Annotated in this window: 15 protein-coding genes and 1 tRNA gene; 9 read left to right on the plus strand and 7 right to left on the minus strand. The window is 59.1% G+C overall.

Translation table 11 applies throughout. From position 1 onward, the window contains the following. The first annotated feature begins 60 nt into the window (after positions 1 to 60). The 6 genes from PW792_05865 (at position 61) to PW792_05890 (ending at position 13,351) form a co-directional block, all read left to right on the plus strand. Complete coding sequence (locus tag PW792_05865; protein ID MDE1161459.1) at positions 61 to 753, plus strand: ABC transporter ATP-binding protein; 693 nt, start codon at positions 61 to 63, stop codon at positions 751 to 753. A gap of 3 nt (positions 754 to 756) precedes the next feature. Next, positions 757 to 3,366, plus strand: a complete 2,610-nt coding sequence (locus tag PW792_05870) for an FtsX-like permease family protein (protein MDE1161460.1) — start codon at positions 757 to 759, stop codon at positions 3,364 to 3,366. A 73-nt stretch (positions 3,367 to 3,439) separates the two neighbouring features. Then, a tRNA-Gln gene (locus PW792_05875) sits at positions 3,440 to 3,513 on the plus strand. Between the two features lie 184 nt (positions 3,514 to 3,697). Further along, positions 3,698 to 5,719 carry a winged helix-turn-helix domain-containing protein gene (locus PW792_05880; GenBank protein MDE1161461.1) on the plus strand — a complete coding sequence of 674 codons (2,022 nt, stop codon included), beginning with the start codon at positions 3,698 to 3,700 and terminating at the stop codon, positions 5,717 to 5,719. A gap of 290 nt (positions 5,720 to 6,009) precedes the next feature. Further along, a complete protein-coding gene (locus PW792_05885) occupies positions 6,010 to 9,588 on the plus strand; it encodes an FG-GAP-like repeat-containing protein (GenBank protein MDE1161462.1) in 3,579 nt (1,192 codons plus the stop codon). Positions 9,589 to 9,697: 109 nt separating this feature from the next. Further along, positions 9,698 to 13,351 carry an Ig-like domain repeat protein gene (locus PW792_05890; GenBank protein ID MDE1161463.1) on the plus strand — a complete coding sequence of 1,218 codons (3,654 nt, stop codon included), beginning with the start codon at positions 9,698 to 9,700 and terminating at the stop codon, positions 13,349 to 13,351. A gap of 585 nt (positions 13,352 to 13,936) precedes the next feature. On the opposite strand, the gene PW792_05895 is transcribed toward PW792_05890, so the two are convergent. The 6 genes from PW792_05895 to hydA all read right to left on the minus strand — a co-directional run bounded on the left by PW792_05895 (position 13,937) and on the right by hydA (position 21,397). Continuing rightward, positions 13,937 to 14,860, minus strand: a complete 924-nt coding sequence (locus PW792_05895) for a hypothetical protein (GenBank protein MDE1161464.1) — start codon at positions 14,858 to 14,860, stop codon at positions 13,937 to 13,939. Positions 14,861 to 14,931: 71 nt separating this feature from the next. After that, positions 14,932 to 15,996: a Gfo/Idh/MocA family oxidoreductase gene (locus PW792_05900; GenBank protein MDE1161465.1), complete on the minus strand. Its 1,065-nt coding sequence runs from the start codon at positions 15,994 to 15,996 to the stop codon at positions 14,932 to 14,934. Beyond that, the gene (locus PW792_05905) at positions 15,980 to 17,179 is read right to left on the minus strand and encodes a pyridoxal phosphate-dependent aminotransferase (protein ID MDE1161466.1); all 1,200 of its coding nucleotides are present in this window, start codon (positions 17,177 to 17,179) and stop codon (positions 15,980 to 15,982) included. The genes PW792_05900 and PW792_05905 overlap by 17 nt, the downstream gene beginning before the upstream one ends. Then, positions 17,176 to 18,405 carry an amidohydrolase family protein gene (locus tag PW792_05910; protein MDE1161467.1) on the minus strand — a complete coding sequence of 410 codons (1,230 nt, stop codon included), beginning with the start codon at positions 18,403 to 18,405 and terminating at the stop codon, positions 17,176 to 17,178. The genes PW792_05905 and PW792_05910 overlap by 4 nt, the downstream gene beginning before the upstream one ends. Before the next feature lie 12 nt (positions 18,406 to 18,417). Beyond that, positions 18,418 to 19,854 (minus strand): hypothetical protein, encoded by a 1,437-nt coding sequence (locus tag PW792_05915; GenBank protein ID MDE1161468.1) that lies wholly within the window; start codon positions 19,852 to 19,854, stop codon positions 18,418 to 18,420. Between the two features lie 106 nt (positions 19,855 to 19,960). Continuing rightward, a complete protein-coding gene (gene hydA / locus PW792_05920) occupies positions 19,961 to 21,397 on the minus strand; it encodes a dihydropyrimidinase (protein ID MDE1161469.1) in 1,437 nt (478 codons plus the stop codon). Between the two features lie 43 nt (positions 21,398 to 21,440). Here hydA and PW792_05925 point away from each other — a divergent pair, with 43 nt between their 5' ends. From PW792_05925 to PW792_05935, 3 genes are all read left to right on the plus strand, one after another. Beyond that, complete coding sequence (locus PW792_05925) at positions 21,441 to 22,310, plus strand: hypothetical protein (protein ID MDE1161470.1); 870 nt, start codon at positions 21,441 to 21,443, stop codon at positions 22,308 to 22,310. 72 nt (positions 22,311 to 22,382) lie between these two features. Then, on the plus strand, positions 22,383 to 23,087 hold the full coding sequence (locus PW792_05930; protein MDE1161471.1) for an aminotransferase class I/II-fold pyridoxal phosphate-dependent enzyme: 705 nt from the start codon (positions 22,383 to 22,385) through the stop codon (positions 23,085 to 23,087). Continuing rightward, positions 23,084 to 24,262, plus strand: a complete 1,179-nt coding sequence (locus PW792_05935; protein ID MDE1161472.1) for an aminotransferase class I/II-fold pyridoxal phosphate-dependent enzyme — start codon at positions 23,084 to 23,086, stop codon at positions 24,260 to 24,262. The genes PW792_05930 and PW792_05935 overlap by 4 nt, the downstream gene beginning before the upstream one ends. Before the next feature lie 85 nt (positions 24,263 to 24,347). Here the strand turns inward: PW792_05935 and PW792_05940 are convergent, their stop codons facing one another. Then, a complete protein-coding gene (locus PW792_05940; protein MDE1161473.1) occupies positions 24,348 to 25,064 on the minus strand; it encodes an SDR family NAD(P)-dependent oxidoreductase in 717 nt (238 codons plus the stop codon). Positions 25,065 to 25,170 lie beyond the last annotated feature (106 nt).

Here is a 25,170-nt window from a genome sequence, read left to right on the forward strand (position 1 = left end):
TCGGTTGCGTCTTACTGATTGAGGTGTGTGGCGCGAGGAGGCTGGACGGTGGGCGAAGCGATGATTGCAGTGCGTGGTCTGCGCAAGAGTTTGCGGAGCGGCGCGTCGGCGCTGGAGATTCTGAAGGGCATCGAGTTCACGGTGGAACGCGGCGAGTTTGTCGCGATCATGGGCGCGTCTGGCTCGGGTAAGTCCACGCTGCTGGGGCTGCTGGCTGGATTGGATAATCCGACCTCGGGTACGGTGGCGCTGAACGGCAAGGTGATTTCGTCGATGCCGGAAGATGAGCTGGCGCAGTTGCGCGGGCGCACGCTGGGCTTCGTTTTTCAGAGCTATCAACTTATTCCCACGCTGACGGCGCTTGAAAACGTGTTGCTGCCGTTTGAACTGAACGAAGACTCCGGCTCGCGCAAGGCCGGGTTGGAGCGCGCTCGCGTGTTGCTTGGCTCGGTGGGGCTTGGCTCACGCGTGGATCACTATCCAATTCAACTCTCTGGCGGAGAGCAGCAGCGCGTGGCGCTGGCTCGAGCGTTCATGCTGCGGCCGCCGATCGTGCTGGCGGATGAGCCGACGGGCAATCTTGATTCTGCGAACGGGGAGCACGTACTCCAGTTGCTGTTGGAGTTGAACCGAGCCGAAGGCACGACGCTGGTGCTGGTGACGCACGATCCGGCATTGGCGGCGCAAGCTTCTCGACGCATCGTGTTGCGCGACGGTGTGGTTGTGGCTGACGAACGCAACGAGGTGGCCTAGGCGATGGCGGCGCTGCGTTGGAGCACGGCATGTCGGATCGCTACGCGCGAGATGCGTTCGTCGCGTGGCAAGTTTGCGTTCGTGGTGCTGAGTGTGGCGATCGGTGTTGCCGCGCTCACGGGCGTGCGTGGTTTCTCTGCGAGCTTTCGTAAGGAGCTTCTGTTGCAGGCCCGCTCGATTATGGCGGCAGACTTGTCTGCCCGCGCGACGCAGCCTTTGACGGCGGAAGAGGCTGCCGGGCTGACGAAGCTGAAGAACCACAGTGCGGACGAGACTGAAGTTACCGAATTGTTGTCGATGGCGTCGAACCCCTCGTCGTTCGATCCGCTGCTGGTATCGCTCAAGGCCGTGGACCCGGCGAAGTATCCGTTCTATGGCAGCGTTACGTTTGCGCCCGCTATGCCTTTGCGGCAGGCGTTGACGGATGATTCTGTCGCTGTGGCTGACGATCTTCTTCTACGTCTTCATCTGCATGTGGGCGATTCTGTGCGGTTGGGCGATCGTACCTTGCGCATCGCGGCGGTCGTGCTGGAAGAGCCGGACCGGTTGAGCGGAATGTTTGCTGCGGGGCCGCGTGTGCTGCTCTCGCAACATGCGCTGGAGATGACGGAGCTGCTGGCTCCGGGCTCGCATGCGACCAGGCGATACCTCTTCAAGATGGCCCACGCGTCGGGTGGTCAGGCGGCCAGCGATGCGGCTGTGGCGACGTTGAAGGCGGAGGCGGAACAAGCTCTGCCGGAAGCTCAGGTGCAGGATTACCGCGAGGCCAGTCCCGCGGTGACGAAGGCGCTTGATGGAGCGACGGGCCTGCTTTCGCTGATGAGTTTGGTGTCGATGGTGCTCGGCGCGGTCGGCGTCGCGATGACGATGCGCGCGCACCTTCAGCAGCGGATGGAGTCCATCGCGATCATGAAGTCGATGGGCGCGCAGAGCGGCCAGGTGATGAAGATTTATGTGCTGCAGACGCTGCTGCTGGGGCTTGCGGGCGCGTTGATCGGCGCGTTGCTTGGTCTTGGGGTGCAGGCTGCGTTGCCACTGTTTCTTGCGAAGTTGCTGCACCTGACGCCACACTTTGCATTGGATGGACGGTCGATGGCGCTTGGCGTCGCGGCAGGTTTGTTGACGACGTTGCTCTTCACGTTGCCGCCACTGTTGGACATCCGTGGCGTGCGGCCGATTCTGATCCTGCGTCGCAATGTGGAGGCGGGAGATGATCCGTTTGTGCAGCGGATGCGCGCAAAGCTGATGGGCTCTGGGGCGCAGGTGCTGGCCTCTGTGCTGCTGCTTGCGGGGCTAGCACTGCTGGCAGCAACCGTCTCGGACTCCAGGAAGATTGGATGGATCTTCGCCGGGGGGCTTGCTGTCGTGCTGGTCGTTCTGCTGGCGATGAGTGCGGCGACGCTATGGCTGGTGCGCGTCTTCCTGCGCGGAACGAAGATGTCGCTGCCTTCGAGTATTCGACATGGACTGGCGAATCTGTATCGGCCGGGCAATCCCAGTGCGGCGCTGCTGGCTGCGCTGGGGCTGGGCATCATGGTGATGTCGACGGTATACATCGTGCAGCACGCGATCGTGCAGGAGATGCAGGTGTCCACGGCGGAAAACCTGCCGAACCTCTTCCTGATCGACATCAGCCCGAAGGAAGTGGACGGTCTGCGAGCGTTGTTGAAGACCCAGCCGACCGTGCAGGGTGAGCCGGAACTGCTGCCGGTGGTGGGGTCGCGGTTGCTCGCGGTAGATGGCGTTGCGGCGAAGGATTTGCACTTCGAGCACATGCCGAAGCGCGCGATGCAGTCGCTGAATCTGACGTGGGCTCCAGACGAGAACTCTCCGCCGCCGGGGGACAAGATTGTTGAAGGGAAGTGGTGGTCAGCCGGTGACGCGGCACAGGCGATGGACAAGCCGCTGGTAGCAATTGAGCTTTTGCAGGCGCACAGAATGCACCTGCATGTTGGCCAGTCGATCACCTTCGCGGCACAGGATGAAGATATGACGGCGACGGTGGCTGCTCTGTTTGAAAGCGATGGCCGTCATGCATACGGTCGCGCCGCGTTTGTGATGCCGAAGGCTTCGCTCGATGGCCTACCCGTGATCTGGTACGGCGGCGTGCACTCAAAGCCCGACCAGACGGCGCTGCTGCGACGGGTGCTGTACGAGCACTACCCGACCGTGACGGTGATCGATGTGGCGGCGACGGTGGAGATGGTGCGGCAGGTGATTCTGCAGATCACGTACGTGATTCAGTTCCTTGCCGGATTCTCGATTCTTGCGGGCCTGATCATCCTCGCCAGCGCGATTGCAGGCACGCGCTATCGTCGTACGCGAGAGGTTGTGGTGTTGAAAACTCTGGGCGGAACGCGGCGGCGGATCGCCGCAATCTTCTCGGTGGAGTTTGCGGTGCTGGGGCTGGTCGCGGGCTTTGTGGGGCTGGTGTTTGCGAATGCGTTGGCACGTTTACTGCTGCATCGTGCGCTGCATTTCGAGTATTCGTTCCAGCCCTGGATGAGTCTGGGTTTCTGGATGGCGACGGCTGCGCTTGCTGTGATCGCAGGCTGGGCGGCAAGCTTCCGCGTATTGGGACAAAAGCCGTTGGAGGTTTTGCGCGAAGAGTAGAGCCGTAGTACACTTAGCTCACGGCAGTTGATCGTGTGCCTGCAAGGGCCTGCAGCTGACGTCCAACCTGTGTTGCCCTCTCGTTCAATGGTAGGACCAGCGACTCTGACTCGCTTAATTGGGGTTCGAATCCCTAGGGGGCAACCAAAAGCTTTACTGAAACCCGCGCTCTGCGCGGGTTTTGTGTTTTACGTTGCTTCATTTCCCGGCATCTTGTTCTTCCTTCCACGTCTGCTCAAGTTTTGTGTGCAGATCTCTTTGCTGCAAAGCACCGAGCCTCTTCGTGTGCCACCACTGCGCTTAGGCGATGGTGTATTTTGAGAAGATTGATATGGCCAATGGAATAGAAGACACCAGGTCGGGGTCGCGAGAGGCCTATGCCTTTCACCCGTTCCTCTTCTACCCCCTTTCGGGGGAGCTCCACATTCGTGGGCGTGTCATCCGCTGCCCGGTTCAGTCAGCGCGGACCCTTAGTCTTCTGCTTCGCCATGCAGGAGAGGTTGTTACCCGGGAGCAGTTGCGTGCGGAGCTGTGGCCTGAGAATGTGGCGCTTGGATCCGATGATGCGATCAACAAAGCGGTCAGCTATCTGAGGGATGTTCTGCGGGACAACTCTCGTTCGCCAAAGTACATTGAGACGCTACCAAAGCGGGGATACCGTTTTGTGGCTCCTCTGACGCAGGGGCCGGAGATCGCTCCTGCGGAAGTGCTCTCTACGCAGCAGAGTTCTCCTCTGGAACTGCCGACGGCTGCTTCAGTTGCGGTATCCGCTTTGGTTACGCCAGTGCTCATGCCTGTAAGGCCGGAGGGTGTGCCTGTCTCCGGGCGGAGTTTGCCGCGTATTTCACTCCTGTGGCTGGCGTTGGTTTGCCTCCTTTTCCTCTGCGCGGCGGGTGTGGGATGGTGGCACTTCCACGGTGGAGCAGGGCCGCAAAGTGATAGCGCCAAGAATCTACGCATAGGCATTGCTCCGTTTGAGGCGGAAGGGGACAACGCGGAGGGCCTGGCAGAAAGCTTTCGGCTGGATTTGACAGATGCCTTGGCGCAGATGCCGCACCTTCGCGTCAATGCAGCACATGGCACGCATGTGGACGCTGACGATCGCAAGGCGATGCTGGCGCTACAGGCGGATGTCCTGCTGTTTGGCAAACTGAGCGTGCATCAGGGGCATGTCACGCTGGAGTTGGAGCTGGCTCGCGGCAAAGATGCCACCCACCTGGCGACCTTCAAGTATGAGGTGGACCAGAAGCAGATTCTGATGTTGCGCGAGCAGGCGCAGAAGGATTTGCTGGATGCGCTCAAGTACTCGAATGCAGGGGAGGGGCCTGCGCTTGGCAGCACGGACAACGCCGAGGCCTACACGACCTTTCTGCAGGCGCGAGAGCATCTGCGGCAGTGGAACAACGATTCCTGGACGTTGGCTGCCTCTGAGTTTCGCCACACCCTTGAGATTGATCCGCACTTTGCCAGGGCGTACTCCGGGCTGGCTGCTACGTTGATCGCGATGGCAGAGCATAACTCAGTAGGCGTGGACCAGAACTACCAGCAGGCTCGAAAGATGGCGCAGAAGGCCCTCGACCTCGACCCACAGATTGCCGAAGGCTACGCCGAACTTGGGAGCATCGCTTACCACCACGATTGGGATTTTGCCCACGCGGAGGAGCAGTACCGCCGAGCTATTGAACTGGACCCCGCCCATAGCCAATACCATGTCTGGCTTGCTGACCTGCTTTGCGTTGAAGGTCACTATGAGGAGAGCATTCAAGAGGTGAATCTGGCACATGCGCTGGATCCGGTCTGGAAGTCCCCTTATCTTGCGGCCATGTTCATCTACTCCACGGCAGGACAGCCTGAGAGGAGCCTTGCTGTGGGCACCCAGCTTCTTGAACGTGACCCCAGGGCAAGCCTTACCCATCTGCAGATCGGCTGGAGCTACTGGTACAACGGCCAATATACGCAGGCTGTGGAGGAGTGGCGCACGATGGCCGAACTCGACAAGGACTCCGACCGGTTGGAGCAGGAAGATATGGGAATGCGTGCTCTCCAAAGCGGCGGCATGAAAGCCTATGCGGAGCTGCGCCTCAAAGTCATCGAATCGGGCAAGCAGTGGCGGACCGGACACAACGATCTGGTTCCTTCGGAGTGGTTCGTGTACGCAGGTCAGAACGACAGTGCCATCGCAGCTCTTAACTCGCAGATCGAACGTCATGATCGGGCGGCCCTGCAGATTGCAGTGGACCCCGCCTACGCTGTTCTTCACCATGACCCCCGCTACCAGATGCTGGTGAAGAGGATGGGGCTGACTGTGCCATCTCCGCTCGGCCGACATGCCTGGCACAGCGTGTGGGAGTGAGTCAGGACTCTTTCTTTTGAGGCAGCCTGGCTCTAGATGAAGCCTGTATCTGTCTCATTGCAGGAGTGTTGCTCCAGTATGAAAAAAGAAGAATAAGGCAAGAGTTTGCGCCTTGGGAATCTTCTCGTGGCGGGATATGGTTGCGTCATCTTCATAGAGCAATTGATGGATTTGTAACGAGTTGCAAGTCCTGAGCAGCGCACCGCTTTCACGAAAAAGCAGACCCGTGGGTATGGAATGGGGCCTCTCCTTTTGGGAGGAGGTCTTCCCGTACCTCCCTGGAGGAGACGATGAAATTGCAACTTCAATTTGGACGGTGGGCGAAACCATGCCTACTGACAACCATGTGCTTGCTGGCCTATGGCCGTTATGGTGTCGCGGACGCGCAGGTAACCGCTTCGGGCGCGAAGCTGCGCGCTCTCAAAACAGTCCCGGCACTGGCTACGGCAGCGACCTCCTCCTCCTCGGCGGATCACTGCCTTTCGATGTCTCAGATTGCTCATCAACATGCAACGGGTGAGTTGGCGAACGGCGCTCCGGTTGTTCTATGTCATCCTGCTGCCCCCCAGTCAAAGCTGTCGACGGTTGTGAGCAAGAGCGTCGCTCCTCTGGCTCAAGGGCAGAAGATTGATCCTTCGCCGAATGCGCCTCCTCCTGGGAACACTGCGGGAGGCTTTTCGGGCTTTCTGGATGCAGCTTCGTTCCCGACACAGCCGACGGTGACAAGTGGAATCGACACGATGGTCACGCTGTCGGCAGATTTCATGAAGCACGGCAGCAAGGACCTGTTGACGATCGACAGCAAGGCCCAACTGCATCTGCTTTCGAACAATGGGGACGGTACGTTTGCGGCTCCGGTCAATAGCAGCGGATCCGTAACCGGTTCTTACTACACCGGATATATCGATGCGGTTGTTCACGATTACGACAACGACGGTTATCCGGATGTAATCGCGCGCGATAACTCGGACTATCGTCTGACGTTCTTCCACAACAATCACGACGGCACGTTCACGCTGGCAAAGTACATTACGCTGCCTAGCGACTACAGTACGGCTGCGCTCCTGCTTGGAGATGCGACGGGCGATGGTGTTGACGATCTCATCACGTTTATCGACACCTATAGCTACTCGACCGGCAATACGACGACCCAGGTCCAGGTGTATGCGGGCAATAGCAGCGGTGACTTCAACACCACACCTATCGTCACGACGTATACGTTCGAAGGCGCTGAGATTGTTATCCCGAACCGCGGTGCTCTGATCGGTACCAATGCAGGGCACAAGGCGCTTTACATTGAGGCTCTCTCGCTGAACGGTCAGGGTGTTAACGGAGCGACCGTATTTGCCCTGGGGTTGAATGGCGATGGCACGTTTCAGGGAACTCCCTATACCCAGCAGGATTTTATCTCTGCCAGTATTTATGCCAATACCAACAACGGTGGTCTTAGCGTTGCCGATCTGAATAATGATGGCGTTCCTGATCTCACGGTGTATTTCGGAGATGGCTACATCTATACCGCTCTGGGCGCATCGGATGGAAGCTTTCCTGCAGTCGTGACGGCAAGCCCGGCCTTCTCCATCCTGCCTGAAACGGTCGTTGAGTCGGATATAAACGGCGATGGCTACCCAGACCTTATTGTGAAGGATATCGATACGCTCGAAGTACTGCCAGGCTTGGGGAACGGCAGCTTTGGTAAAGCGTCCACGTACTACACCGTCTCGAATTCGAACTCCGGCGGCACCTCCAATTCGCCCGGCTTCAATATGGTCTACGACGACTTCACCGGTGACGGAGTTCCAGACCTTCTCTACATGGACACAGGTTCGAACGGTTATAACCGTGCTGTGCTAATGGCAGGTCAGGGTGGCGGCGAGTTTCAAGGGCCCGTCGGGCTGCCTGCTGACAATCAACTGGGGTACGACCCTGGCCATCTGTACGGCGAAGCCATGTTCGATACCAATGGCGATGGTCGTGCGGATCTGATCACGCTGGATACCTATGGCCTTGGACCGTATTACCTCCGTACGGCACTCAGCAATGGCAAGGGCGGATTCAATCTGATAACAGCACTTGCCGCGACGCATGGCAGTTACACGGTAGCGAGTGTCATGGCCTCTCACGATTTCAATGGCGACGGTCTTGAGGACCTTGTGCTCGAGGCCTACACCACGCCCGCCGCATACACCTATAACTTCACGCTGGCGGTGAGTCTTTCGAAGGGCGACGGGACCTTCAGCGAGCCAGTATTTCTCGATACAAATGGCGTAACTCTGACCTCTGCGCTTAGTTCCGTGGCTGTTGGAGATATCAATGGAGACGGTATTCCGGACATTGTTGCTGTAACGCCGGGCGGCTATTACGCAACTGCCGCGATGCTGACTTTCCTTGGGAAAAGCGACGGCACCTTCCAGCCGGCTATGTACCAAACCTACGGCCACTCCTACGCCTATGCAGGTATTACTCTCGCTGACTTTAATGGCGATGGTAAGCTCGACCTCTTCATCTCTGACGACGGCACCCTTGGCTCTGTGCTTCCGCAGGCCTCGATCATCTTCGGTGATAACAGTGGCACCTTCGACACAACCAAGGCCGTTCCTGTCGTCAGTGGCTTGATGATTCGCAAGGCCCTCGTCGGTGATCTCAACGGCGATGGAAAGCCCGATCTAGTGCTGCTTTCTGGCGGTCAGGTAAGTGGCTATACCATCACGACGACTGACCGCAACGTCATTGTTTATCTGAACAATGGAGACGGTACTTTCACACGTAGCACTACGACGTACGAAGCTGGAGCCATTGGAGGCACCGGACATCTGGCTGACTTCAACGGCGACGGCAAGCTTGATCTGGTCTTTGCTGTCGATTATCCCTGGGACCGTGATACTGCCAGCAATGCGGGCACACAGTTGCTCCTCGGCAACGGTGATGGCACCTTCGGTACGCCGAGCAACCTGACCCTGCCGCCGAGCGTAAGCTTCCTGGCTTCGGGTGATGTGGATGGTGACGGCTCACGAGACCTGATGAGCTTCTCCTACTACGTTGGCAGCATCGCGGTACTGCGAAACATCTCCGGCTCGGGCCTTCAGTTGACCGCGGATCAGAGCACCGTCAACACGACGCAAGGCGTCAACCTGACGGCTACGATTACGGCATCGGTGGACCATCGTCCTACACCATTGGGAACGGTAACGTTCTCTCTGGCAGGCAACACGCTGGGGACTGGAACGCTGCAGGGAGGCACCGCATCGCTCTATGTCAGCGGTCTTCCAGTTGGGTCGGATAAGATCACGGCCACTTACTCAGGAGATACAAACTACAGTGCGAACCAGATCGGCGCGTCTACGGTAGTGACCGTTACAAGCGCACCCGTGACGACGCCGGACTTTTCGGTAACTGTTCCTTCTGGTGCTGTCACGCTCTCCTCTGGAGGAACGTCGAGCACCACCTTCAGCCTTACCGCAAACTCTACGTACAGTGGCCTGGTCAATCTCTCTGCGGCCAATTTGCCTAAAGACATGACCATCAGCTTCTCGTCGACGAGCGTTATGCTCTCGCCGAACGCAACGTCGACGGTAACGGCCACCATCAACACAAACGCAAAGACAGCAGCGATCAAATCCGACAAGAACTTCTTCCTTGCGGGTTCGTGCTTCTGCCTCCTTTTCTGCTTCTCTCGGCGGCGTCGATCGTTTCGGATGCTGCACGCTGTGTTTCTTCTCGGAACGCTGACGACGGTCTTTGGGCTCGCCGGTTGCGCGTCTGACAGCACGACGACGGACCGTGGCGATTACACGGTGGTTGTAACGGCGACCCCAGCGGTCACCGGAGCGACGACCAAGGCCTTCAACGTGACAGTTCATGTGGACTGATGCGGGGTTTCGCTTCATTTCATCCGGCTCAGCGAGGCTTGTTCGCAAGCTCGCTGAGGCACCTTCAGCCAAGGATCGAAAAGAAAGAGATATGAGAATGAAATCTGCAATGTCGAAATTGTTGCGCCACTCGGCAACGCTTGCGGCCCTGTCCGCAGCCACCCTGGGTACGCCCTTTCTTCGGGCTCAAGCTTCTTCCACCGCGCATCCGCGACTGTCAGGCAACGTCGTAGATTCGAAGCTCCGTAGACCTTTGAACGGAGCAACTCCTCTACTGGCGCGACAGGCTGTCGACAAGGGAAGCCTGGCTGCATCAGAACCGTTGAATGATATGAAGCTCGTGCTGCGTCGATCGTCAGACGCCCAGGCTGCATTAAATAGCTATCTCGACGATGTGCAAAACGCTGCGTCGCCAAACTTTCACAAGTGGCTTACACCGGAGCAGTTTGGAGAGCGCTTTGGCGCCAGCGATGCAGATATCGCCGCCGTCTCGCAGTGGCTGGAGGGAAATGGAATTTCAATTTCCTCCATCTCGAAGAGCCGCACGGTAATTACCTTCTCGTCGACAGAAGCGCAGTTCGAGCACACGTTTGGCGCGCAGATGCACCACTATGACTTGCACGGCGAAGCACGAGTTGCTAACAGTGCCGTTCCGTCGGTGCCGTCGGCGTTGTCTCCCGCAATTGTAGGGATCGCAACGCTTGGCAATGCGACGTTCCGTCCTTTGCACACGAAGCCGACCCTGGCGAAGTTCACTGCAAACAGTGGATGGGCGAAGAGTGGCGCGGTGAAGAGTTCTGCACAGGATGTGCAGGGCACAACACCGCAGTTCACCAGCAATATTTCGGGCGCAAACTACCCGCTCGTTGGGCCCGCGGATTTTGGCTTGATCTATGGGGTCAACACACTCTGGAATAGTGGCGTTACCGGGACAGGGCAGTCAATTGCAATCGTCGCGGAGAGTGACGTTGCCCAGAGCGACGTCGATGCGTTCCGTAAGGCTTTTGGTCTGCCAGCAACAACGGTGAGCCAGATCGTCCTTGGGGCCGACCCTGGTCTGGACGCATCCAGCGGCGCAGAAGGTGAGGCGGTACTCGACGTAGAGTGGGCGGGTGCTATGGCACCGGCTGCAACGGTCAACCTTCTCATTGCTGAATCCAATGCGACGCAGACGGGAATCCTTGTCGCTGCAGAGTATGCCATCGATCACAATTTAAGTCCGGTGATGGACGTAAGCTGGGGCGCTTGTGAGTTGGGTCTGGGGGCCTCCGGCAATCAGTACTTCGACGACCTGTGGTCGCAGGCTGCAGCGCAGGGAATCAGCGTCATGGTTGCCAGCGGTGATGCCGGCTCGGTGGGTTGCGATCAGAATGAGTATTACTCGGACTATGGCCAGCAGGTAAATGGTATGGCTTCGACGCAATACAACACCGCTGTTGGCGGAACCGACTTCTATGGCAATGCCGATGGCGCAAACAGTTACTGGACGCTTGCGAATGATCCCACTACGTTGCAGTCGGCGAAGTCCTATGTTCCTGAATCCGCATGGAACGATAGCTGCGTGAGCCCCCTTCTCCTGGCGCACGCTGCTGACTTCGGTTTGACCGAAACTACCTCAGGAGCGATCTGCGACAACGAATACGCATTCCTGGATACAACGGGTGGTGGAGGAGGTGTTAGCCAGTGCACGAGTTCGGACCAGTCAACCCAGGGATCATGCACTGGTGGCCATCCCGCGCCGGTATGGCAGCAAAGCGTAAGTAGCATTGGGGCCACCGGCAAGCGTCACCTTCCAGACGTTTCTTTCTTTGCTGGTGCAGGTCTATGGGGTTCTGCCTACGCATTCTGTGAGGCAGATGAGGCAACCTCGGACATGTGTGTCAACAATAGTGGCACCATGACTACACTGAGCGCAGGTGGAACCAGTTTTGCCTCGCCAGCGTTCGCAGGTATTGTTGCTCTCTTGAATCAGCAGCAAGGGGCTCGACAGGGCAACATCAACAAGTACCTCTATGCTTTGGCTGCCAAGCAGTTTGCTAATCCGACTCTGGCTGCAAACTGTCAGTCAGGTGCAGGAGCGGATACAAGCGGCTGCATCTTCCATGACGTTGTGGATGGAACAATCAGCGAACCCTGTGCCGTGGGCATCATCGTTGATCCGAGCACAGGTGCGCTCTGCATCACGATCGATTCTTACAACTATGTCGGTGCGACACCGGGGTACGCTGCAACCGCTGGTTACGATATGGCTACCGGGCTTGGTTCGCTCAACGCTGGCCTGCTCGCTTCTAATTGGGCCTCCGTTACATCGAACGATGGAGCTACGCTGACATCGCATACGATCTCTGGACCAACCAGCATCGTCTACGGAACAGCCACGCCCTCTTCGATTACGGTGAAGGCTTCAACCGGAACGAGTACGCCGAGTGGAACAGTTGCCATGCTCTCTACGGAAAGCGATGGCTCCACGCTGGCGATTGCTTCTGGCGTGCTCAGCAATGGCACGGCACAGGTAAGCTTCGACACATTGACGCCTGGATCGCACCAACTCTATGCGTCTTATGGTGGCGATGCTTCCTTCGGAGCTAGCTCCTCACAACCAACGTCGTTCGTTGTCGCAAAGGCTGCTACAACGATGACCGCAATCGCAAGCGCAGTAACGGTGCAAGCTCAGCACAGCTCCACCATAGTGGTGAAGGTACAGGCAAGCAGCCTGGCGCTCAACCCGACTGGAGCGATTGTGTTCACAAACCAGACCACAGGCAAACTACTTGGTTCCACTGCCTTGTCGGCGCTGTTGGACACCAGCAGCGGCAACTCCTGGGCTCAGGCTTCGTTCCTTGTGCAGGATTCGATGCTGGCGGGTGGGAACAACGTGATCGTGGCTTCGTATGTGGGCGACTCCAACTATCTGTCTGCGAGCAGCCAGACGGTGAACGTGGCGTTCGTGCCTTTCTACGTAGTCACGACGAGCGCGCCGTCGATTGATATCGCACTCAGCGATACCTCTCACGGTTCGGTCACGATCACGGTTGCGTCAAGCACGGGCGCGGCGGTCAATCCTGCCGTTCTTTCGCTCTCCTGCCCGGCAATCACCATCGGTGGCATAAGCTGCCAGTTTACAAATCCGGTGCAGAACGCTGACGGATCGATGTCCTACACCTTGACGTTGACTGCTAACAACCTTCACAGCGCAGTCGTCAAAAACACTCTGCCGTTGCAAGATCAGCACGGACCAGGGAAGGAAATTTCCATGGCACTCCTGACAGGTATGGCTCTCTTTCTGGGGCGGCGTAAGCGGTGGGCCCGCACTCGTTCTCTCGCAAGCATGGCGGTGCTTCTGCTTGGCATCGCAACGTTGAGCGGATGCGCTGGCTCTCAGGCGGCGAGCACTTCGCCTGCTGTAACCAATCAGTTGTCGGTCTCTGCAACAAAAATTGGCTTTGGTAGCAGCCTGACGATGACTGCAACGCTTGTCCCGGTTTCCAACTCTGGAGCGCCGAGTGGAACGGTTCTGTTTTACGACGGAGCAACACCTCTTGGCTCTGCTCCAGTGGTTGGCGGAAAGGCATCGCTGACTGTGTCAACTCTTTCGATCGGAACGCACACACTGACCGGAAGCTACAGTGGCGACTCGACGTTTATGCCCTCAGCCTCATCCGCAAATACGGTGAGTGTCAGCCTTGCGACCTCGCTGGGAGTGCAGGTACTCGATTCGTCCGGCAATGTGGCGACTCTGGCATTGCCGATCACGATTCACTAGTAATAAGCCAATGAGGTTGGCTTATTGGCGGATGACAAACGAATAGCTACTTACAAACGCGAAGGATGCCTAAAGGCAGCCTTCGCGTTTGTCCGCATGTCCTTTCCATTTGTCGTGATGTGTCTAGCTGCGGGCGCTTCGAGAATCTTTTGCTCCAACGAAGTGTTCTAGATCATGAGGAGCCTGGTGCGACCGCGATGAAGGAGCAGAAGCTGCACACCTATCAATGGATAGAATCCACAACCGCGACCTCACCCTCGCGGTTCTGTCGCGCAAGTTGCGAACTATGGCGTTGACTCCGTGATTGCTCTTGTTACCTGAGCACAGCGAGAGGATCCCCACTGGTTTGGCGGACGTATCCCTGAAGCTTCTGTGACTGGAGAGTTTGTTGCGGTGGGCGAAGAGGGACGCTCGCAGTGCAGGCGTTTTGATGGGAACGGTCTTAGCGAGACGCATCTCACACCGGAAGCTGCGCAGAAGCGGTCGTCCGAAATCCTGTAACTGAAGCCTGCTGCGCTTCCGTAGCTACATGTAACGAGCAGGGGAGTGCATTCTTCTTGGTCGAGATGGGGTTAGGCGATGCGCTTACGAAAGCAATTCTTCAGCTTTGGCGAGCGAGTACATGCCCTTAACCACGCTGAGCACCCTTGCTCCTGCGGGGTCCGCGACTGGGTTGACGGGGACATAAATCGAGTCGCCTTCTCGGCGGCAAATCACGTTGTTGGCCACGACCAACCGCATCATCCATATCGCAGAGCCAGCGCTTTGGCAGTCGATGCCCAGCCAGCCGCGGTACTCCATTCCCTGGCAGACAAGGCCGGTCTGTGACTGAAGTTCAGCGGCAATTGTGGCGCGCAGCGTTTCAGCATCAGGAGCATCGATCTCTTGCAGGGAGAAAGGTGCCTGGATGAACGGCGACTCTTCGTCCATCATCGCCAGAAGATTCGCGACCGCCCGGTGCTGAGCCGACGATGTGTGCTGTGACCAGTAATGCGTGGTCTTCGCGATGGACGTAATGACGTTCTTGACTTCCTTTTCCAGCCGGAAGTGTGGGCCTGCTGGGAGGTGAAGAACCATCCCTTGGCAGTGGGCGGAAACATTTTCCATGTTGATCGCGCGAGCAAGCCACGCAGCCATCGTCACCCCCGGACAGTCCACGTGGATCCATCCCGGCACGGTCGACGGTTCGGCAATCAATCTCGTCACCATCGAGATACCGCGACAGAGTTCCTTCACTACCTCGCGGTAGAGCGCGGGCTCGAGATCGATCTCAGGTTTGGTTGCGGGCTCAAGTAGCTTGCCTCGGTGTGGAGGGCCGCCAGCCATAGCGAGATCACAGAAGGAACCCCAAATGTCATTCCATGCGACACGCCCATCGGTGCCATACTTCAGACCGGCAGAGCCCATGGAAGTTGGCTGCACCGCCTCATAACGCTCCCGGTACTCTTCCGGTAGAAGCGTTTTGAGGCGGTTTTCAAAGAGTTGGTACTCGTTCCTTTGTTCTTCCATGGGCTCTCCTGCGTTGCTCTCGCTTATTCGATCATGCCAGCACAAACGTAGAGCGAGTTCGTGCAAAAGAGTTAGCGAAGAAGAGCCTGTAGACCGTTACGTTGGAAGTACTCCTGCATCACCACGGCGTTGCCGGTCCTTGAGCTTTCGATACCTGCAAAGCAGAGTGCAAGGGTGCGAAGATGATCACGCCCATCACACGGTGCGGGCAGGTTGTTGTCGAGTGCGTTGAGGAAGTCGATGAGTAAGGCAGCGCTGTCATCATAGAAGGCTTCAGCGTCCGCGATCTCTACCGGTGTGAGTTCGGTGTCAGTGGTCTTGGCATAAGCGAGGTCAGAGAAGAGCTCGCGTTGCACGAAGACGCCGCCTTCACAGTCGGTGCGCCACTCGAAGCCTGGGACGTTCCAGCCACCGGACCAGGTGCCGAAGTAGTTGATGGCGATACCGCCCTCAAGCGTCAGCAGAGCGTGGACGTTAGCGTCGTCAGCGTACATGCTCCACGCGGGGTTCCACGTGCGGCACATGATGCTTTCGACTTCGCGGCCATAGCAGAAGCGAATGAGGTCGAGGTGGTGGATGCTCTGCTCGAGCATCATCGGCTGCTCCATCGTGAGCGGATATTTGTTGATGCCCGGACGACGGCCGTCGCGATGACGACGATAGATAAACTCACCAAAGCCAACGGTGCCGAGGAACTCGCTGGTCAGCAACTCGCGATACTTCTGATGCACCGGCAGGTAGCGGAAGTTCAAGCCGACGGAGAGCGCGAGCTTGTGCTCTTCAGCGAGTTCGAGGATGCGTGCGGACTCTGCGAGATCGAGCGTGAGCGGCTTCTCGGCGAGGATGGGAAGACCTGCGTCGAAGAGGTCGGTGCATTGCTGCAGGTGGCCGTCTGGCGGCGTGACGAGCACGGCCGCGGTGAAGGTGATGCCTGCGCCGAGTGCTTCCTGATGTGTGGCGAAGACGGGCACGTCGGGATGCGCTGCAGCGAACTCCTCACGTGTCGGTGCGTGAGGGTCCACGGCGGCGGCGATACGGGCGTTCGGTGATGCGTCGATGACGCGTGTCCACATGCGGCCGCGCGTGCCTAGCCCGATCAGCAGCAGCTGGTGTGAAGCGTTACTTTGCGTTGACAAAGAGACGCTCCTTCGCTGCGCTGATGCGCTCCATGGCTTCCTTCATGCGTTCGATGGGTTGCAGCAGACTCATGCGGACGTAGCGGTTGTCGTCGTCACCGAAGAGCGTGCCGGGGAAGAGCAGTACGCGGCACTCGCGCAGCAGCAGTTCGCAGAACTCCGGTGCGGCGAGGCCGGAGTTCTCGACATTCGCGTAGATGTAGAACGCGCCGCCGGGATGACCGTAGGTGAAGCCGATTTCGTCGAGCGCCTTCATCATGAAATCGCGGCGATCGCGGTAGGCTTCGAACATGGCGACGGAGTCATCCTGCGGGCCGGTGAGTGCGGCGAGCGCGGCCCACTGCGACGGCGTCGTTGCGTTGATGCTGAGCGTGTGGCGCGGCTCGATGAGCATCTGCACGAAATCCGCAGGAGCAGCGAGGTAGCCGACGCGGAAGCCGGTCATCGCATAGCTCTTCGAGAAGCCATTGAGCGTGATGGTGCGTTCCTTCATGCCGGGCAGTGAGCCGATGGAGAGATGTTCGCTGCCGTCGAAGATGATCTTCGCGTAGATCTCGTCGGAGATGACGATGAGGTTATGCTTCTTCGCGATCTCTGCGAGTTCGCGCACCTGCTCGGGCTCGGTGACAGCGCCGGTCGGGTTGTTGGGCGTGACGAGCACGAGCACCTTGGAGCGCGACGTGATGCGTGCTTCTACGTCAGCGGGCATCAGCGCGAAGTTGTGCTCTTCGCGCGTGGGCACCGGTACGATCTTGCCGCCGAGCATGTGCACAGCTGTGTCGTACGAGGTGAAGCGCGGCGAGGGGATGAGGACTTCATCGCCTTCGTTGATGAGCGCGAGCATGCAGAGCATCATGGCTTCCTGCACGCCTGCGGTGACGATGATCTCTTCGGTTGAGTAGTCGAGCTTGTACTCGGCCTTGAGCATCGACGACACGGCTTCGCGCAGCTCAGGGATGCCAGCGGGATGCGTGTAGTGCGTGCGGTCGTCGGTGATGGCCTGGCGTGCGGCTTCGGCGATGTGCTCGGGCGTGCGGAAGTCTGGATCTCCGCGACCCATCGCGATGACGTCCTGCAGCTTCGCGGCGATCTCCACCATCTTGGTGCGGTAGGAGGTGTCTTCTTCGTTGATGCGCGCTGCGAGCGCCTTCATGAGGGGATTCTGTGCGGGGTTCGTGCTCATACCAGGCGCTTTCCTTCCAGGAAGGTCATCGTGACCTTATCGAGTGCTTTCAGATCTTCGAGCGGGTTGCCGTCGACGACGACAACGTCAGCGAGCTTGCCTGCTTCGAGCGTGCCGAGCTTGCTGTCGAGCTTGTTCATCTTCGCGGCCACGATGGTGGCGCTGCGAATGGCGGCGTAGTTGTCCTTCATGACGCCGACCTTCACCATGAACTGCATCTCGGGCGAGACGACTTCGTGGCCAACGGCGGGGCTGCCTGCGTCAGTGCCGAAGACGATGGGCACGCCAGCTTCAGCAGCCTTCTTCAGACCTTCATAGCGAGATTTGTCGGCCACGGCCTTCTGGCGTTCTGCTAATTTCCAGTCGGGCACGTTGAACTTGCGTGCGATCTCGGGAACGCTCTGCTGCACAATGGGTGCGAAGGTCGTGACGATGGGGACTTTGCGCTCAAGCAGCAGAGCGATCGTCTCGTCCGAGAGCGACCCACCGTGCTCGACGACATCGATGCCGAACTTCACGACGCGGTTGATGATGGAGTCAAAGGTCGCGTGTGCGGTGATGGGAAGACCGTTGCGATGCGTCTCGTCGATCACTGCTTCGAGCTCTTCATCGGTGAACTCATGCAGATCGTGCGAGGCCATGATCTTGATGAGGTCGGCACCGCCGCGAACCTGTTCGCGCACAGCGCGACGCATCTCGTCAGCGCCGGAGGCTTCACGGCAGCACCAGTAGGTGTGGCCGCCTGTTTGCACGATCGCTTCGCCGCAGATGAGTAGGCGAGGGCCGGGGAAGATGCCTTGTGCGACGGCTTGCTTGGCTGCGAAGTTCGATTGGTTCATGCCGAGGTCGCGCACGGTGGTGATGCCTGCACGAAGGCTCTTCAGCATGTTCGTTGCAGACTTGTAGGCACTGATCTCGGGCGTATCATCGAGCGCTTGACGAGCGAGGTCGTGCACACCGTCCCACGCGAGGTGCGCGTGGCTGTTGAACATGCCGGGGATCATCGTGCCGTTCGTCTTCACGACGTAGGCAGCATCGAGATCGGCGCGGTCGGAGGCTTTGCCGACAGCAACGATTACGCCGTCCTTGATTTCGACGACGCCGTTTTCGATGACTTCGTCGCCGACGGCGGTGAGGACGCGGCCGACGAGGACCTTGTGCTCCACGGGGATATCCATGATCGGCGCGGTGATCTTTTGAAAGCGCCAGGCTGCTGCTTCGGGCATGTTGATTCTCCTTTAGTTCTTGGGCTTGTAGCCGAGTTCTTCCAGCGCGCGTGCGCCGCCATCGAGATTGCTGAGGTTCATGCCTGCGTAGTTCGGCGAGTAGACGAGACCCTTGCCGCCAGCGCGAAAGGTCGCGTGCACGCTGCGATAGACCGTGTCCGGTGTGCAGATCGCTTGCTCGGCGAGAATGCGCGGAGCGTCGACGCCGATGCCCATGTAGACCGGCACCTTGCCTTGCACGCCACGCACGGCATCGGCGCACTGGCCGAAGACGTAGGTGTCGGGATCCATCCCTGCCGCGATCACTTCGTTCGCAGGCGCTTCGTTCATGCCGAGCAGAGCGTACATCGTGGGCACGAACTCTTCGCGCGTGAAGTCGCGCAACAGCGTGCTGCCGAAGTAGTTCATTTCGCGGATGAAGACCTCGCCTGCCTGATGTTGGTAGGTGATCGGCTTGACCCAGTCGCAATAGGTCGTCTGCTCAAGCCACGGCCACTGCGCCTTGCGGATGGGGTTGAAGTGATTGCGGTTCCAGACGTTCAGACCAAAGATGAGGGCGGGGTTGCACCACTTCACGATGCCGTAGAGTTCGCGGTCGAGGTCCTTGCTGCGCTCAAGCCAGAACTTCTCCCAGACGAGCACTTCGGGATTCGCGAGCAGAACGCGGAGGAACTCGATGAACGCACCGTCGACGAAGGTCTCGCCTGCGCAGACCTTTTGGAAGAACTCGTAGACGGGCATGAAGGCGAGCTTCGTGCGCTCGACATCGATGTTGCGCTCTGCGGCTTCCTTGCGGCACTGCGAGCAGAAGCAGCCCGGAGCCTGCCCCTGCATCATGCGATCGAGCGGAGAGTTGCGCTCGTTGCACCACATGATGCCGTCGATATCGTAGTTGCGGCAGTGCTCTTCGATGATGCCGTGCCACCAGCGACGATAGTCGGGGTTCGAGGTGCAAGGCTCGCCCGCGATGCGGCCAAAGAGATCGATCTCCATGCACTGCGGCATGTTCGGGATGAGCACCGCAGCCGCCGAGCCGTGGCCCGCGTACTTGAAGAGCGGTTCCATGAACTCGGGGATGACCTTCATCCCGCGCTTCTTCGCCTCGGGGATCACGAGGTCGAGGATGTCCTGGCCTGCGAGTTCCGGGTCGCTCGAAGCGAACTGCTTGATCAGCGTGTTCGTGTAGTACTCGGGACGTGGTTTGATGTACGAACCGCCCTGCATCGTGTACGGCGCGGCAACTCCGTGGTCAGGCCAACCTTCGAGCTCGGCCGAGATGCGGCGTCCGACCTTCAGCCCCAGCCAGGAGATCGTTCCGATCATCAGCGCATTCGCGCCTACCCGGTTCTGCAACGTGTTCAGGCACGCGTCCACGCCTTCATCGATGAAGCTGATAGGGGAAATCTGCATACCGATCATCGGATCGGTGACGGGGGATTGAGTAGACATCAGTGACGGAACCCTCTTGTATGCGGTTGGCGTGAGAAAGGTATAACTGTATAACAAACTAATAATGATCGCGACTGATTGTCAATCGACGTTGTCGTTCAGCCGCTCACGCATACGGATTGAAGCCTGCGGGGAAGTGGCCCGTCGGCTCGATGTACTCGTACGGTTGGCGAGCGATGAAGCGCCCTGTGCCCGGCTGGCTGAGCACGAGATCGTCCTGAAAGGCGAGTTGACCTCGCAGGTAAACGCTCTTCGGAATGCCAACAGTTTCGAGGCCTTCGTAGGGTGTGTGGTCGGGACCGTGGTGCATGTGGGCGTTGGCCAGCGTGCGCTTTGCGGTGGCGTCCCACAGTACGAGATCGGCGTCACTGCCGACGGCAATAGCACCTTTCTGGGGGTACAGACCAAAGAGCTTGGCGGGGTTGCTGCTGACCAGGTCGACAAACTTTCGAAGCTGGATGCGGCCCTCGTGGACACCGCGCGTGTAGACGATCGGCAGCCTGGCTGCGAGGCCGGGGATGCCGTTGGGGATTTTGGAGAACGGCGCGTCGGGGCCAGCGAACATCTTGCCTTCGGTCCCGTGGAAGTTGAGTGGCGAGTGGTCGGAGGAGACGACGGTGATCGTTCCATCCTGAATGCGCTGCCAGAGGTCTTGCTGATCCTCCGCCGTGCGTGCCGGCGGCGCGAACATGAACTTGGCGCCTTCCATACCGGGACGGTTGAGGTCGTCGGCGGTCAGCACGAGATACTGCGAGCAGGTTTCGGCCCAGACTTTGACACCGCGGCCCTGAGCGCGCGCTACTTCTTCCGCAGAGCCCTGTCCAGAGACGTGGAAGATCTGCAGTGGCGTATCCAAAGCCTCGGCCAGCGCGATGACGCGGTGCGTGGCTTCGCGCTCCACGATCATCGGCTTGGCGAGCGTGAGAGCGTGTGGCGCGGTAATGCCCTGGGCGAGCAGTCGTTGGGTCAGCCAGTCGATCAACTCATGATGCTCGGCGTGTACGCAGACCAGCGCCCCGTATTTACGTGCGGCGTCCAGCACGGGCAGAATCTGTGCGTCGGTCATGCGCGTGCTGGCGTTCGCCATGAAGATCTTGATGGAGCGATGGCCTGCGGCGATCAGTTCGGGCAGTTCTCGTTCGAGCACTTCGGGCGTGGGATCGGTGATGGTGAGGTGGAAGCTGTGGTCGCAGCGCGAACGCTGCGAAAGCTCATGCGAGTGTGCGGCAGCGTTCTTCAGCGAGCCTCCGCGCGGCTGCATGATGAACGACAGAAACGTCGTCGTGCCGCCTGCCAGTGCCGAAGCGCTTCCGCTGGCGAAGTCATCGGCGATCTGTGCGCCAGAGGAGAACGCCTGGTCGACATGTACATGCGAGTCAACGCCGCCGGGAAGCACCAGCAGACCCGAAGCATCAACGTCCTGTTGACCGGCTGGGAGAGAGGCTTCGATGGCGGCAATCTGTCCATCGCGAATACCGAGGTCGCAGGTCACGATGGCATCGGGCGTTACCACGGTTCCGCGTCGAATCGTAAGGTCAAACATTGTGGCTCCTAGGGGGCTTGTTCGTAGAAAGGAAGAGGGTGTTATGGAAGAGTTGTGGGTTCGGCTGGGTGAGAAGCGTTACCGGGTGGAGCGTCCGTTTGGCGATGTGCCGGGAGTGGAGCAGGGCAGCGTTTCGGACGTTGCGGTGAACTCGCGTGGGCACATCTTTGTGCTGCTGCGGCGCGACCCTTTGCTGACTCCCCAGGCTGCGGCTGTGGTCGAACTGGCACTGGATGGCAGCCGTGTTCGCGCGTGGGGAGAAGAGATTGCCGATGCGCACATGCTGGTGTGCCATCCGGCAAACGATGACGTCTTTGTCGTGGACCGTGACGCGCATGAGGTGCGTCGTTATAGTGCTGAAGGCCAATACAAAAGCTCGCTCGGCACACGCCACAGGCCGGGCGAACCGTTCAGCCATCCCACGGACATCGCCTTCATGCCTGGCGGGGAGATGGTGGTTGCCGACGGCTATGGCAACGCCACTGTTCACATCTTTGCGCCGGATGGCGAACGTCTGCGCTCCTTCGGCAAACTCGGCACGCAGCCTGGGAAGTTTCTGACGCCGCACTCCGTCTGCCCGCTCGATCAGCAGCACGTGGTCGTTGTCGATCGCGAAAATCACCGCCTGCAGGTCTTCAGTCTCGAAGGAAAGCTGGTCGACGTGTGGGGCGGGTTCTTCCGTCCACAGTCGGTCTGGAGCGATGGCAGGCAGCTTTTCGTCACGGATGCGGTTCCTTCGCTGAGCCTTTTGAGCCTTACCGGGGAACGAATTTCGCGCTGCCGTCCTGTTTTGAATGGAGCCCACGGGCTCGCTGGAGACCCCGCCAGCGGCTGCCTTTATCTGGCGGAAACCAGCCCCAGCCGACTGACTTGCCTGGTTCCCGAAGATAAAGAGGCGTCGCATGTTGTATAACAATTATACAAAAGTAGCTGTATGTCTATCCTCAGCCAAGGCTTGGTGAACCGGATAGAAAGGACGCGGGAAATGGCATTTGTCGTGGAATTTTCGAAGTGCGTCGAAGAACTAGGCGCATTGCAGGCGGTTTTGCCCAACGACGACGTTGTGGCAAATCAGTGGAAGATTATGGCGCAGGCCGCCTCGGAGGCGTTGTCGCGCGGTGAGACGCACTACACGGATCGCCCGGGCATTCTGCCCTTGCGTCAGAAGGTCAGCGCGTTGCTGCAGAAGCGGTTCTCGCTGACGGTCGATGCGAAAGCTTCTGTTGTCGTCACCTGCGGTGCTGTGGAGGCGCGTTTTGTGGCGCTGCAGCAGCTTCTTGAAGCAGGCGCCGGGGTCTGGGCTTCGGAGTCGCTGCAGGAACTCATTGCCGGTGCGGCCTGTATGCGCCGCGCCACGCTGACATCCTCTCCTGAAGAGGCGAAGCTGGTGTACCTCGCCAGCAGTCTGAAGGAAAACGTTTTGCGTGCAACGCTGGCAAAGGTTGCGCCGGACGCCATCGTGCTCTTCGAAGTCGATGAAGAGGGTGCGTCCTTCCACCCGTCGCAGGTCGGAGGCTTCTCCGAGCGAACGATCACCATCGGCCAGTTGGGCGACCCCGCCTGGCAGATGGGGTATCTGGTTGCTGCGGGTGGTTTCTCTGCAGGCCTGCGTGACTTCAAGCAGGCGCTCACCATCTGCTCGACCAACCTTTCGCAGTGGGCGATGCTCGCTGCCATGGAGGCCCAATGAACGAACTAGCCGAAATCCAGTCTCTTGATGGAACCAAGCTGCGCTACGCGCTGATGGAGCTGTCGAAGTCGATTCCCGACGCCATCGCCCTGGGCCGTGGGGACCCGGACATGGACACGCCACAGTTCATCGTGGAAGCCGCGCGGAAAGCACTCGGCGAAGGTCCTCTGCCTGTGGCTCCGGTCCTCGGTCTTCCTGCGTTGCGTGAAGCGGTTGCGCGCAACGCGGTGCGCGACCATGCGAGCTCGATTGGGCCGGAGAACGTACTCATCACAACGGGTGGCCAGGAAGCTCTCTTCCTGGTGATGACGCTGCTGCTCAACCCCGGCGACGAGATCCTTGTCCCGGACCCACGCTACACCTCGTACGATCAGGCGATTGAGCATACGGGGGCAACGAGCGTCAGCGTTCCGACGTTTGCCAAGGACGGCTTCGATCTCGATCCGGCTGAAGTGGAGAAGCGCATCACGCCGCGCACCAAGGCGTTGCTTCTGGTCACGCCCAGCAACCCGACCGGCGGCATTCTGACACCGGAGAGCGCACAAGGACTGGCTGAGTTGGCGCGCAAGCACAACTTCGTCATCGTCTCGGATGAGATCTACGGCAAGTTTGTCTGGAGCCCGTTCCGGCACACCAGCATCGCCGGGGAACCGGGACTCGCGGATCGTGTCATCACGATCTCGGGCTTCTCCAAGGCCTATGCGATGACCGGCTGGCGCGTGGGCTACATCCTCGCGGCGAAGGAAGCGATCGAAGCGATGGGTCGCATCAAGTCGCACACGACGGGGCCCGTGGCCGCACTCAGCCAGCGAGCAGCACTGGCTGCAGCTCTTTCCGATGACCAATGCGTTCGCGACTTCCGCGAGGTCTACATCGAGCGGCGTGATCTGCTCGGTGCAGGCCTCAAGCAGATGGGGCTTTCCTTTGGCGAGCCGCGCGGAGGCTTCTTCTTCTGGGCGGACAGCTCCTCTACCGGTATGCGTGCTTTGGAGCTTTGCTACCTGATGCTCAAGCACGCTCGTGTCCTCATCTTCCCGGGCACGGCGTTTGGCCAGGCGTGGAGCGACTACCTGCGTATCACCACCTTGCAGCCTACCTCCGTGCTGGCAGAGGCGGTGGAGCGCATGAACCCGGTGATGGAGCGCGTACGTCAGCAGAGCGGCGTCACGCGCTAAATAACGATAAGCAAAGAACAATGGGCGCGCTCCAATAGAGCGCGCCCATTGCTTGTGTGCGAAAGATGTTTTCTAAAGACGTTTACTACTGAGCGCGTTGTGCAAGCTCCCAAGCGCTCAGTCGCTTGCCGGAGAGGCTGGCGTCGGGTTGTGTTGCGAGAAACACAAACGCTGGCGCAAGCTCTATCGGATCCACCCAACGCTGCTTCAGCTCGTCTGGATAGTTCTGCTCAGACATTGGTGTTCGCATCGGCATGCCCGGCGTCACGCTGTGCGTGAAGACGCCTTGGTCTGTGCCTTCCAATCCCAGGGCAGAGGAGAAGCCTTCCAGCGCATGTTTCGTGGCGGCGTACGGTGCCTCGCCCCAGTCAGCTCGTATGCCGGAGTTGGAGGAGACGTAGATCGCGCAGCCCGACCCAGCGGCGAGCCACTGATTCCAGTACGCCCGGGTGAAGAGATATCCCGCCTGGATGCCGACGTTGAAGGTCAGCTCCCAGCGCTCCTCGGTCATCTCAGAGAACGCCTGTGGCACGAGGAACCCGGCGTTATGAACGAGCGTGTGAACGCTCGGGTGGTCGACGGCGATCTGTGCGATGGCTGCACGTGTGGCCTCGGCGCTGGAAAGATCGACGGCGTATACCGTGCTGCCGGGCAGCTCCTTCTGCAGCTCGAGCAGCGCCTTCTGGTCGTAGTCGACAAGCGCCAAATGGGCTCCTGCCTGATGAAACGCCACGGCAATAGCCTTTCCGAGCCCCTTGGCTGCTCCGGTGATGACGACATGCTGTTCAAGGATGGCTCGCATAGCGGACAAGGTAAAACCTCCAGAAGAGAATCACGCTTGTATCTCAAGCGGTTAGTTGTTAGATTGTATTACAATCATCGCTAATCCGCCGTTTCTATATCCAATG

This window comes from Acidobacteriaceae bacterium (assembly GCA_028283655.1).
Classification (GTDB): domain Bacteria; phylum Acidobacteriota; class Terriglobia; order Terriglobales; family Acidobacteriaceae; genus Granulicella.